Annotated in this window: 12 protein-coding genes; 3 read left to right on the top strand and 9 right to left on the bottom strand. The window is 40.4% G+C overall.

Features of this window, described 5'->3' with window-relative positions; all coding sequences use genetic code 11:
- Positions 1 to 299 precede the first annotated feature (299 nt).
- Positions 300 to 515 carry a hypothetical protein gene (locus tag E5Y90_RS05620; RefSeq protein ID WP_151203232.1) on the top strand — a complete coding sequence of 72 codons (216 nt, stop codon included), beginning with the start codon at positions 300 to 302 and terminating at the stop codon, positions 513 to 515.
- A gap of 85 nt (positions 516 to 600) precedes the next feature.
- Here E5Y90_RS05620 and E5Y90_RS05615 read toward each other — a convergent pair whose 3' ends face one another.
- Entirely contained in the window at positions 601 to 1059 is a 459-nt protein-coding gene (locus E5Y90_RS05615) for a hypothetical protein (RefSeq protein ID WP_174659645.1), read from the bottom strand.
- Between the two features lie 115 nt (positions 1060 to 1174).
- Here E5Y90_RS05615 and E5Y90_RS05610 point away from each other — a divergent pair, with 115 nt between their 5' ends.
- Both E5Y90_RS05610 and E5Y90_RS05605 read left to right on the top strand, forming a co-directional pair.
- Entirely contained in the window at positions 1175 to 2041 is an 867-nt protein-coding gene (locus tag E5Y90_RS05610) for an alpha/beta fold hydrolase (protein ID WP_174659644.1), read from the top strand.
- A gap of 382 nt (positions 2042 to 2423) precedes the next feature.
- Positions 2424 to 2909 (top strand): Lrp/AsnC family transcriptional regulator, encoded by a 486-nt coding sequence (locus tag E5Y90_RS05605; RefSeq protein WP_174659643.1) that lies wholly within the window; start codon positions 2424 to 2426, stop codon positions 2907 to 2909.
- A 208-nt stretch (positions 2910 to 3117) separates the two neighbouring features.
- Here the strand turns inward: E5Y90_RS05605 and E5Y90_RS05600 are convergent, their stop codons facing one another.
- The 8 genes from E5Y90_RS05600 to E5Y90_RS05565 form a co-directional block, all read right to left on the bottom strand.
- The gene (locus E5Y90_RS05600; RefSeq protein ID WP_151207775.1) at positions 3118 to 3339 is read right to left on the bottom strand and encodes a hypothetical protein; all 222 of its coding nucleotides are present in this window, start codon (positions 3337 to 3339) and stop codon (positions 3118 to 3120) included.
- 182 nt (positions 3340 to 3521) lie between these two features.
- The gene (locus tag E5Y90_RS05595; protein WP_174659642.1) at positions 3522 to 4499 is read right to left on the bottom strand and encodes a restriction endonuclease; all 978 of its coding nucleotides are present in this window, start codon (positions 4497 to 4499) and stop codon (positions 3522 to 3524) included.
- 80 nt (positions 4500 to 4579) lie between these two features.
- Positions 4580 to 7219 carry a bifunctional aconitate hydratase 2/2-methylisocitrate dehydratase gene (locus E5Y90_RS05590; RefSeq protein ID WP_174659641.1) on the bottom strand — a complete coding sequence of 880 codons (2640 nt, stop codon included), beginning with the start codon at positions 7217 to 7219 and terminating at the stop codon, positions 4580 to 4582.
- Positions 7220 to 7515: 296 nt separating this feature from the next.
- A complete protein-coding gene (locus E5Y90_RS05585; protein ID WP_174659640.1) occupies positions 7516 to 7785 on the bottom strand; it encodes a hypothetical protein in 270 nt (89 codons plus the stop codon).
- A gap of 200 nt (positions 7786 to 7985) precedes the next feature.
- Positions 7986 to 8345, bottom strand: coding sequence for a hypothetical protein (locus tag E5Y90_RS05580; RefSeq protein ID WP_151203240.1), 360 nt, complete (start codon positions 8343 to 8345; stop codon positions 7986 to 7988).
- 122 nt (positions 8346 to 8467) lie between these two features.
- Positions 8468 to 8914, bottom strand: coding sequence for an I78 family peptidase inhibitor (locus tag E5Y90_RS05575; protein ID WP_151206844.1), 447 nt, complete (start codon positions 8912 to 8914; stop codon positions 8468 to 8470).
- Between the two features lie 221 nt (positions 8915 to 9135).
- Positions 9136 to 10230, bottom strand: a complete 1095-nt coding sequence (locus tag E5Y90_RS05570) for a fatty acid desaturase family protein (protein WP_151203242.1) — start codon at positions 10228 to 10230, stop codon at positions 9136 to 9138.
- 14 nt (positions 10231 to 10244) lie between these two features.
- Positions 10245 to 11309, bottom strand: a complete 1065-nt coding sequence (locus tag E5Y90_RS05565) for a flavin reductase family protein (RefSeq protein WP_174659639.1) — start codon at positions 11307 to 11309, stop codon at positions 10245 to 10247.
- Between the last annotated feature and the right edge of the window lie 92 nt (positions 11310 to 11401).

Genomic DNA, 11401 nt, shown 5'->3' with positions numbered 1-11401 from the left:
ACACAAAATTGATTATTTCTCCATCATTTAAGCGTAAAATTTTTCTCTTTCACCTAAGATGAATCTAAAAAGTTGCAAACTTTTGCAATTGACCGTTCTGGCCTTTGGCATGCAACTATAATTCATTTTAAATCAATTGTTTATAAAGATACTTGACTAAAGTCAAGCTTTTTCACTGTGAAAGCTTTCTGGAACAGTTGCAAAAGCTGAAATTAAACAGTACAACTGTATATTCAATTCTGACTAAGTTACTCTATTTTAGTCATTTAATAAGACCAATAACTATAGGAGAAATGGAGATGTTATCAGTACATTTCAACAAGCAAGTCTTCATTGATGCTCTTAAAACCAATACCGACTTGGTGACCTTTTTAAGCACTAGCATCGCGCTCATGCTGACTTTATTTGTTCATTGTTTAATTCAAGGCAATTTAAAACTTGAATATTTCGGTTATGCGATGATTGTCTCGATGGTCTTTTTCCTCTGGGCCCTCGTTGACCAGAAATACCGCTAATCACTTCCTCAATTTTTAGATTGCCCCAGATGGATGAGCTGCCCCCTCATCCATCTGGACAGAAAAAAATAATACAAGACAGAACCTAAAATAACCCTAAAACTGCACCATACAGCAAAACTCCTGTCCCTCCCACTTCTGCAATAATTAATCCTAGCATCGCGACTGTCATCAAAATACCAGGGAAATTCCACCTGCCCAATTGATGTGGTGTCTTAAACTGATTCGTGGTATCTCTCAAATAGCCGTGCAGAATATAAGCCCCGATTGAAAAGCTGAAAAAGACTATATTCACGATGACACAGATCAAGTTAAGCGCTGCGGAAAATGCCGATACATGAGCGAGTACCGCCAAAATCAAGGATGCAGGTGCATAGAGCAAACTACTGCGATGTGCAATATCGACATAATAATGCGCCCGAGATTGTGCAGAGTTCCGGATCTGCCAATATTTCCACACGCCGGTCAGCATGCCCACCCATAAGAAAATTCCACTAAAAATGATGGCAATTTTGACTGCCAGATCAAGTGCTGCTACTTCCATAGTTTTATTCCCTGTCGTCATCCTACTGACTTTTTAGTCATTATTTGAACGAGTTTCTTTTTAGAACTGGTGTACATTAAATTAATCATTCTGATTTAAAAATATAGTGTAGCTTATGTCTAAATTTGAAACATTGACCCTAAACTGCCAAGATGGCTACCAATTAAGCGCATGTTTTTATGAAGCATCTGCATCCAAACAACAACCCTATCCCATTTTAATCTGTCCAGCGACGGGAATTACCAAACAGTTTTATCATCGTTTTAGCTGCTGGCTACAGGCACAAGGCTATGCCGTCTTGGTCTTTGACTTTCGGGGAATTGGTCAATCTTTATATGGACCTTTAAAACAGTCGACAGCCAGCATCGTGCAATGGGGACAGCAGGATATTCCTGCGGCAATTGATGCTCTTTTAGATAAAACTAAGGCTGAACGGCTCATCTTGCTGGGTCATAGTGCAGGTGGACAGCTACTCGGCCTTGTGCCAAACCATGCAAAAGTGGCTAAGGTAATTGCCATTTCTGGCTCCACAGGCCATATCAAAGGCTTAAAAGGGCGAACCAAATTACTGGCACCTCTCATGTTTGATGTGATTTTTCCCTTATCACGCTTCACTCTTGGCTATGGACCCACCCGTGCCATTGGGATGGGAGAAAACCTGCCCAAAGATGTAGCACGTGAATGGGCACAATTTTGCAGCAAGCCAGGTTATGTAATCAATGCCATTGGTAAAACCGTGACCCGACAGCAGGATTATCATGCACAGATTCAGTGTTCTATTACGGCCATCTGGTCTACAGATGATGAAATTGCTACCGAAGCCAATGTAAAAGACCTGTTACGCCTGTATCCAAATGCTGCAACAAAAGCCATTGAGTTGAATCCTTCCACTCTAGGACACAAGGCGATTGGGCATATGTCAATGTTCAAATCTTCACATGAAAACTTATGGCCTATTATTGAAAAAGAAATTGCAGCTTAGGCTATTTTTAGCTCAACAATTCAAGTAAGCCTCGGCCCTTTAATAGAAGCTCGACTTTAAACTGTTCGAATGGTCTACTACAAAGCCAAAACTTTAAAGTAGACCCTCTTTTTTATATCCTGCTATTTTAGGCAAGCACTGCTTGAGAGAATCACTTCAAGATTAACCATGACATCCGATTTGTTAAATAAGATAAAAGCTGCATTTACCATTGCTGTCACTAAACCTCAATGCAAAGTGGTATTTTTCAATTTTTTGGTATGATCTTTTTTAAGCTTGACTACTTTTAGTGCAAGCGCACACTGATATACACAATGTATGTTCACTTCCTGGTTATCAATGGTATAACTTATTTCTATGTTTTAATTTGCTTTCTTTCAACATGACTGATAATGACTACATATTGGATCGCATTGATCGCAAAATTCTCCGAGAACTTCGCAAGGATGGTCGCCTAAGTGTGACCGAACTGGCGGAGAAAGTAAGCCTGTCCACATCTCCTTGCTGGACGCGTTTAAAACGCCTGGAAAATAATAATATTATTGAGGGTTATACTGCCAATATTAATGCCAAAGCCTTAGGGATTAATGAGCTGTTCTTTATTGAAATCACGCTTGAACGTCATGATGATGAAATTTTAAATGAGTTCAGTGAAGCCTTGGCCAATATGCCTGAAGTGGTGGAAGCTCATCTGGTCACGGGTGATTATGATTATCTGGTCAAAGTCGCAGTGAAAAACTCTGAACACTACGAACGTTTTTTGCGTAAAAACCTATATTCCATGAAGGGAATTCGTCACACCCGTTCGATTTTTGCCCTGCGTCCTTTAAAGCTGGCCAATAATACGGATTTGTTGATGATTGAATAATCTGAAAAGAAGGATCAGTTATCTCACACAAGCGGATCTATTTATGTTTTAATACGCTCAGTATGAGATGAGCCTTATATGAGTATAACGTGAGTTATACGACTAGCCCCTAACCATGGGGCTTTTTATTGTCTGAATATTTTAAAACATATATAAAAATGGGCTGACGATAACGCCAACCCATGTTTTTTCTTTATCGAATTAAATATTATTTTGACTCAATGTCATAGACCCAATTTCGTGCCTGTTTGTCTGTGGTCGTTTCACAAACGTAGTAATCGTGATCCCATGAATCAGGATGGAATATTTCCTTTTTAGTATAGGTGACATTTTTGCCTTTTTCGACGCAGATAAAGCTGTCACCTTGGTCTTTGACTTGCGTTCCGTTGAGGAAACCGCCAATACAAAGGAATCGGGATTGTTTGGGCATTTTTTGGATCAACTTATACATCACTCAAATATGCGATGATTAAACGATTTATTCAGTAAGCTGTAAAGTATAGCGCACGATATACATCAACTAGTGATCAGATCAAGTGAACCTTGATCTGAAAGATTAAAATCATTGGCAATACTAATGAATTAATTTTAAAAAATAAAATCGCTTTATGTTTAAGACCAACTTAATTTTGGAACCTCGACAATTCCTAAGTTTGCTTTCGTTTCTCTAGAGAGCTTATTTAAATTTGTATATATCCAATCTACAAACTGCTCGCCCTCCATAATATTAATTTGATTTTCTTCAGCATGAAGCTTAGATTCATCTGAAATATGACCAGTCGTTATTACCCACTTATATGCATTAGAAATTGCTTCAGCCTCATAGGCAATCAACTGATTAATAGCATGTTTACCGGTTTCACCGTTATGGTGCTTCACCTGAATTAAAATATCTTTTAAGAAAGGGTTATTTTCAGATGTTGCTTGAATATCCACATCAGCTATACCTTCGCCATTTTTCTTATCTAAAATATCTACTTGAGAATATCCTTCAATTTCTAATAGTTCTTTGACGAAATCCTCTAAACCTCTCCCCCCAGCTTTTAATCTTGTATTACCTTTACATATTGCATTTAATAAGTCCTTTTTAAATTCCTGTTCATAAAAATCTGCTTTTTCCAGAAAACTATTATTTATTTCAAAACTTCCATAGTTATTCAGATTTTGTATTAAATGCTCTATTTCTTCAGAGAATCGAGATAAATCTCCAATCGTAGTTCGAAGTTTTAATCTACTTTCTAAATTTTGTTTTAAAGCTGAACGTGGAATACGAATAATTTTATTATCTTTTCTAAAAAACTCTACGCGCACCTGATTGGCTCCATGCCCTCCAGTAAATGAAGGCTCAAAAAGTTTTTCACCTATTACCTTGGCTATAGCAATACTTCTCCCCAAAGGAACAATAACAATATCGTCTTTTCTTAAATTGAAGTAATTTTTAACTTGATTAGTCATTCGTCCAACAGAACCATTTTTATCAATTATTTCTTTTATTAAAGAATTTATATTGTCATGGCTTGCAAAATTTATTTGTTTCCAACCATAGCCAATTTTATTATCCTTTATTAAGGATTCTGGGCATCTTACCATTAAATATTTTTTCTACACAAAAATAAGGGCTGATTACTCAGCCCTTATTTTTAACTCAAAATACTTTAATTTTCAAAAAATTAAGCCAATTGAGCAGCAGCAATTTTCTTAGTGTCCACGTTTTTCGCAGCATCTGTATACTCGCTCATCTTGTCGAAGTTCAAGTATTGATAGATGTCAGCAGACATGCTGTCAATTTGAGCTGCATACTGTTGATATTCTTCTGGAGTTGGTAATTTACCAAGTACAGCAGCAACAGCAGCAAGTTCAGCAGAAGCCAGGTAAACGTTCGCACCTTGACCTAAACGGTTCGGGAAGTTACGGGTAGAAGTCGATACACAAGTGGTGTTCGGCGCTACACGTGCCTGGTTACCCATACACAGTGAACAACCTGGCATTTCTGTACGAGCGCCAGCTTTACCATAAGTGTTATAGAAACCTTCTTCCATCAACTGGTGTTCATCCATACGAGTTGGAGGAGCTAACCATAGACGAGTAGACAAAGAACCACCTGGTACTTTTTCTAGAAGTTTACCAGCTGCACGGAAGTGACCGATGTTTGTCATACAAGAACCGATGAATACTTCATCAATTTTGTCGCCTTGAACGTCAGAAAGAAGTTTTGCATCATCTGGATCGTTCGGGCAGCAAAGGATAGGTTCTTTGATGTCAGCAAGGTCGATTTCATACACTTTCGTGTATTCAGCATCAGCGTCAGCTTTAAGAAGTGATGGGTTCGCCAACCATTTTTCCATGTTCTCAACACGACGAGCCATAGTACGCGCATCGCCATAACCTTGAGAAATCATCCACTTCAGCATAGTGATGTTTGAGCGCAGGTATTCAGCAACTTTCTCTTCAGAAAGAGTGATAGAACAGCCCGCTGCTGAACGTTCAGCAGAAGCATCAGAAAGTTCGAATGCCTGCTCAACAGTCAGGTCAGTTTCCATTTCTGTTAGGTCGATCTCAAGGATACGGCCAGAGAAGATGTTCTTCTTACCTTTCTTCTCTACAGTCAGGTCACCTTCTTTAATTGCATAGTAAGGAATTGCATGTACCAGGTCACGTAGCGTGATACCAGGTTGCATTTTACCTTTGAATTTCACCAGTACAGATTCAGGCATATCTAGTGGCATAACACCAGTTGCAGCAGCAAACGCTACAAGACCAGAACCTGCCGGGAATGAAATACCGATTGGGAAACGAGTATGCGAGTCACCACCAGTACCTACTGTATCTGGAAGAAGCATACGGTTTAACCACGAGTGGATAATACCATCGCCTGGACGTAAAGATACACCACCACGATTCATGATGAAATCAGGAAGCGTGTGTTGCATTTGAACGTCAACTGGTTTCGGATATGCAGCTGTGTGACAGAAAGATTGCATTACCAGGTCAGCAGAGAAACCTAAGCAAGCCAAGTCTTTCAATTCATCACGAGTCATCGGACCTGTAGTATCTTGCGAACCAACAGTTGTCATACGTGGTTCACAGTAAGTACCTGGACGAACACCCTGACCTTCAGGAAGACCACAAGCGCGACCTACCATTTTTTGAGCTTGAGTGAAGCCTTTACCTGTATTCTCAGGCTGAACTGGAGTACGGAATAAAGTAGATGGAGCAAGACCTAACTCTTCACGTGCTTTAGTCGTTAAACCACGACCAATAATCAGGTTAATACGACCACCAGCACGTACTTCATCTAGAAGTACTGGAGTTTTCAGTTCAGCTTCAGCGATTTGTGCGCCATCTTTGAACGCTGTTACTTTTGCAGCAGCATGATCAATTTTCAGAGTGATTTCATCACCCATGTTCATGTTAGAAACATCGATCTCAACTGGTAATGCACCCGCATCTTCCATCGTGTTGAAGAAAATCGGAGCAATTTTACCACCTAAGCAGTAACCACCGTCTTTTTTGTTCGGGATATGAGCAATCTCGTCACCGAAGAACCAAAGAACCGAGTTCGTTGCAGATTTACGAGATGAACCTGTACCAACAACGTCACCCACGTAAGCAACTTGGTTGCCTTTCGCGATAAGTTCTTTAATTTGACTTAATGGACCAACTTCACCAGGTTTTTCAGGGTTGATGCCATCACGTTCGTTTTTCAGCATTGCATTTGCGTGCAATGGAATGTCTGGACGGCTCCAAGCATCTTGAGCTGGAGACAGGTCATCCGTGTTGGTTTCGCCAGTTACTTTGAAAACGGTTAGTTTAATTTCTTCAGGAACGTCTTTACGGCTAGTGAACCATTCAGCGTCAGCCCAAGATTGAAGAACTGCTTTCGCGTTTGCATTGCCCGCTTTTGCTTTGTCAGCAACGTCATGGAACGCATCAAATACTAGCAGCGTTTTTTTCAGCGCTTCAGCAGCAAGTTCACCTAGAGCAGCTTCATCTAAAAGTTCAACTAAAGGAGCAACGTTATAACCACCAAGCATAGTGCCCAGTAAGTAAACCGCACGTTCTTTAGAAACCAGTGGAGAAGTTGCTTCGCCTTTAGCCACAGCAGCTAAAAATGCAGCTTTAACATAAGCAGCTTGGTCAACACCCGCTGGAACACGGTTTTCAAGCAAATCAACTAAGAATGCTTCTTCGCCAGCTGGTGGATTTTTGAATAATTCAACTAATGCAGCAGTTTGAGTATCATCAAGTGGCTTCGGTGGGACTCCGAGTGCGGCACGTTCTGCAACGTGTTGGCGGTAAGCTTCTAGCACGGTGTTATTCCTCTTTTTTAAAAAATTATTTATGATTTCCTGCTTATATAAAGCTTCATAAATAATATGGACTCCAAAATTTTACTAAACTTCCAGTTAAAAGTTAATGCAAGTAAAGTGTTTCTTTGTGATGCTCGTTATTTTATAAATAAATGATGCCCATAATGATCATTCAATAATCAAGAGCCATCTGCTTGCATAAATTAACGACGGTTATGAACCCTTTTAACTGAATTTGATGCATAAAAAAGGCAACACTGATGTTGCCTGATTTATATAAAAAAAGATACTCCACCTTAGTGGACTGTGGTTGAATTTAAATATTGCTGGAATGAATCTCGACAGCCTTCAAACTTAAGAAACCATTGATCTTCATAGGTAGTGCTATGGTTGCTGCTGGCAAAGGAAATGTCCACCTGATACAACTGCTTATCCTGTTCTATAATTCTTTTAAAAACCACCCGGTCACCCACACTCAATACATAGTGACCACCACTAATTATTGCAAAACCATGTTCATCTTCTAACAGCAAATCACAGTGATGCAAATACTTAACGACTTTCATCTTATGTTGCTCCTGAAGTTCTGGAGTTAAATTTATTATTCAATATTCAGATAAGCTTTTCTATATTTTAGATTTAGCAATTGTCACAAATTATATATTTACTTAGGCTATTTAATAGCCATTAAAAACAGGTGGCTGAATTAAGGTTTTACAATTTTATGAGAGCAAACTGACTTCATCAGGAATAAAAAAACCGTTTCTTAGAACGGTTTATAATCTGGCATTTCATCATGCGGTGTAGCAATACACTTTTGCGTAAACTCAGCCCGCACTTTTTCACGTGCCGCAGCTACATCCTGATTAATTTCTTCTTTTGGAAGTGCATAAATTTCATCAATGATGCCCAGGATAAATGTCCGAGTTGTATCATCATCAATCTTGTTAGCATGTTCAATTGCCTTGTCTTTTTCAATCGCGTTCTGACGGTCCAGCATAATGGTACGCGCGGCATTCCCCACACTACGGCAGTAACCTTGCCATTGCTCTTCCGGGGTTAAAGGTTTCTTCTCGGCACAACCCACCAGCGCCACCATAAACGATAAGACCAATAATTTTTTCATGAACTTCTCCTTCCACAAGGCAATATAAAAGATCAGGCAGGATTTGTCATTTAAAATGCAAATCCTGTGCCTTAAGTAGAAGAGTCTAATCCGGTCTTTAACAGGCGAAGCTTCGGAAGAAATTAACCGCAAGTCGCCTGTAAAACTTTTTTGCTGGTTGCATCTACAGTTACAGTGATACGTGCGTCATTATAATCCATGGTAACGACATCCCCCGGATGAATGACCCTTACCAGCTGGGCTTGAGTTTTCTGCTTGATCTGTGCTTCGGTCAAATCTGCCTGTCCAACCAAGGCCATGGCCTGTTCAGGTACACATTTGGGCTGACTCATATTGTAATATTCCCATTCTTCAATGACCTGTTGATTCTTTAGATGACAGTAACCAACTTGCCCCTGCGCTTCGGTACGTAATTCCAGTTTTCCACCTTGGCTGACACAATATTGACTTGCCGGATTGACCATGCCTAATACGGGCTGGTAGTCATGATTCTGCGTAACGCTGGTACAGCCGGCGAGCAAAAGGGTGGCCAACATGCCAGATAAACCAGATAAGATTATTTTTTGCATATTCAGCCTTCTTCTGAAATTATTGACGCTTAATTTAGCATATTCACTTCACAGCTCCAGCGATGTGCTGAGTCTGCTCCTTATATTTATGTACAAGTTGTAGTTTTATCTTTATTAAATAACTTTTCTGATTTTTAAATAGGTCTTCTACTAAATGTTTTAATTCTTAGATCAGCATTAAAAAACCGCTTGATTTAAAAGCGGTTTTTTTTCAAGACAATTTACTTTTTAAACGGAAAAGCATATTTCACAATACGTTTGAGTACACTGCCATATTGTTTCACCAGACTGGCATTGTTGTAGTGCAAGCCATATTTTTTACATACCGCTTCCACTTTTGGCGCCATCTGACGATAACGGCGTGCAGGGATATCCGGATATAAGTGATGCTCAATCTGATGGCTTAAATGTCCAGTCAGGATATGAAAGGCTTCTGAACCTGTCAGATTAGAAGATCCACGTATCTGACGCATGTACCAGTGACCACGACTTTCATTTTGCATGACGGATTTCGGGAATACTTCTACATCTTTAGTAAAGTGACCACAGAAAATCACACTAAAAGTCCAGATATTACGAATGCCATTGGCCACCAGATTCCCCGTAAATACCGGCAGCGCCGCCGGACCAGCAATGACCGGAAAGAAAACATAATCCTTAAACAACTGCTTGCCAATTTTGCGCTGCATCGGGGCCCACTCTTCTTGCATTTTCTGCTTGGTTTTGCGGCCTTTCAAGTATTTACCCAGCTCAAGATTTTGAATTGCGACGCCCCACTGGAACAGCAAACAGAATGGCACGGCATAAATCGGTTGTAATAAAAAGCCCGGCTTCCAGCGCTGCTCAGGGAACAGGCGCAGCAGGCCATAACCGATATCATCATCCATCCCTTTGATATTGGTATAAGTATGGTGTTTAAAGTTATGCGTCTGACGCCAGTTATCAGAAGTACCGACAATATCCCACTCATAAGTTTGACCCTTCAGCTTAGGATCATTCATCCAGTCATACTGGCCATGCATAACATTATGACCCAATTCCATATTTTCCATGATTTTGGCAAAGCTTAATAGACCTGTCCCCAAAACCCAGGCTGGCGGAAACCAGCCTGCAAACAACAAGGCACGACCTGCAATTGAGGAATATCGAATTGCAGAATACACCTTGTGGATATACTTGGCATCTTTTTCGCCCAGATCATTCAGCACTTCCTGCTTGATTGCATCCAGCTCAGCTGCGAGCTCATCCAGCTCAAACTGGCTCAATTCACGGTTTTTAGGATTTTTAAAATATTCTACTTTGACTGGCATATTCATAAGATAAGACTCGCTTATAGGTCAATGACTAGATCGGTCTGTGCCGAGTTAACACAAATTTTCAAGGCATTACCGGGTTCGGTACTTTGTGCGCCATTGACCAGATTTTTGGTTGCACCTTCAACTTTATTACAGACACATTTATTGCAAATCCCCATACGGCAGCCATGTGCAGGTTTAATATTTTGATGTTCCAGACTTACCAGAATTGAATGGCCTTTAGGAATACTGACGGTCTTTTTTGACCGGGTCAGCGTGACATTCACAAAACCAGTATCAGACATATCGCCCAAACTCATACTAAAGGCTTCGCTTTTGAACAGTTTGACCGAACTAAACAGCGGTTCTGCGGTCGATACAAAGCCGGAAGGCCCACAGGCATATACCACGCTTTGCTCAAGGTTTTGTAACTGTGTCAGATAACTTGCATCTAAACGTGGCGCAGCCTGCTGTTCCTGAGTGGCAAATACCTGATAACTGAAGTTAGGATATTTACGTGCCAATGCTTCAAAGCGTGTAATAAAAGCAGCCTCCTGATTGTGCTTGACCCAATACCATAGAGTCACAGGCACGGAAAACTCAGTTTTCTGATCCAAGGCTTCCAGTATGCTGAGCATCGGTGTAATACCACTTCCTGCGGCCAGCAGAATCATCGGATGCGCTTGTTCAGGCAAGGTCATATCACCAAAAGGCTGACCAAACTCAATAATGTCGCCGACTTTGGCCTGTTCAGCCAACCAGCTACTCACCTTGCCGGCATTGACTTGCTTTACGGTAAGTAAAACATGCTGCTGATCTACACGTGTCAGGCTATAGCTGCGTTCATAGCGAATTCCTTTGATCACTACAAATACAGGGTGATGCTGGCCGGCTTCACCAAATTTGAATAAACGATTGACCCGAATTTTGAAACTCAGCATATCCCGTGCAGCAGTTTCTATATGCACAATTTTGCCTAAAGCCTGATTGAATGACCATAAAGGATTCAGTTTTTGCGCCCAGAAGTTGATCGCATGCTGGTCGATTACACTCTCGCCGAGCGTAGTTAAAGGCATTTTAAGTTTTTCGAGTACCTGCATCGTAAAGACACCACCGTGGATTTTCAATTATTATACATATGTATATATATTTGTATATACAGATGTATTGTTTCTAATTATTTCACAAGCCG

This window comes from Acinetobacter sp. 10FS3-1 (assembly GCF_013343215.1).
Taxonomy (GTDB): Bacteria; Pseudomonadota; Gammaproteobacteria; order Pseudomonadales; family Moraxellaceae; genus Acinetobacter; species Acinetobacter lwoffii_C.
The sequence above is the reverse complement of the archived record's forward strand: the minus strand, read 5'-3'. Positions and strand labels throughout refer to the sequence as shown.

Coding starts and splice junctions, on each gene's coding strand:
- E5Y90_RS05620 (WP_151203232.1), top strand. CDS start 300: ATGTTATCAGTACATTTCAACAAGCAAGTCTTCATTGATGCTCTTAAA.
- E5Y90_RS05600 (WP_151207775.1), bottom strand. CDS start 3,339: ATGCCCAAACAATCCCGATTCCTTTGTATTGGCGGTTTCCTCAACGGA.
- E5Y90_RS05585 (WP_174659640.1), bottom strand. CDS start 7,785: ATGAAAGTCGTTAAGTATTTGCATCACTGTGATTTGCTGTTAGAAGAT.
- E5Y90_RS05610 (WP_174659644.1), top strand. CDS start 1,175: ATGTCTAAATTTGAAACATTGACCCTAAACTGCCAAGATGGCTACCAA.
- E5Y90_RS05575 (WP_151206844.1), bottom strand. CDS start 8,914: ATGCAAAAAATAATCTTATCTGGTTTATCTGGCATGTTGGCCACCCTT.
- E5Y90_RS05570 (WP_151203242.1), bottom strand. CDS start 10,230: ATGAATATGCCAGTCAAAGTAGAATATTTTAAAAATCCTAAAAACCGT.
- E5Y90_RS05565 (WP_174659639.1), bottom strand. CDS start 11,309: ATGCAGGTACTCGAAAAACTTAAAATGCCTTTAACTACGCTCGGCGAG.
- E5Y90_RS05580 (WP_151203240.1), bottom strand. CDS start 8,345: ATGAAAAAATTATTGGTCTTATCGTTTATGGTGGCGCTGGTGGGTTGT.
- E5Y90_RS05615 (WP_174659645.1), bottom strand. CDS start 1,059: ATGGAAGTAGCAGCACTTGATCTGGCAGTCAAAATTGCCATCATTTTT.
- E5Y90_RS05605 (WP_174659643.1), top strand. CDS start 2,424: ATGACTGATAATGACTACATATTGGATCGCATTGATCGCAAAATTCTC.
- E5Y90_RS05595 (WP_174659642.1), bottom strand. CDS start 4,499: ATGGTAAGATGCCCAGAATCCTTAATAAAGGATAATAAAATTGGCTAT.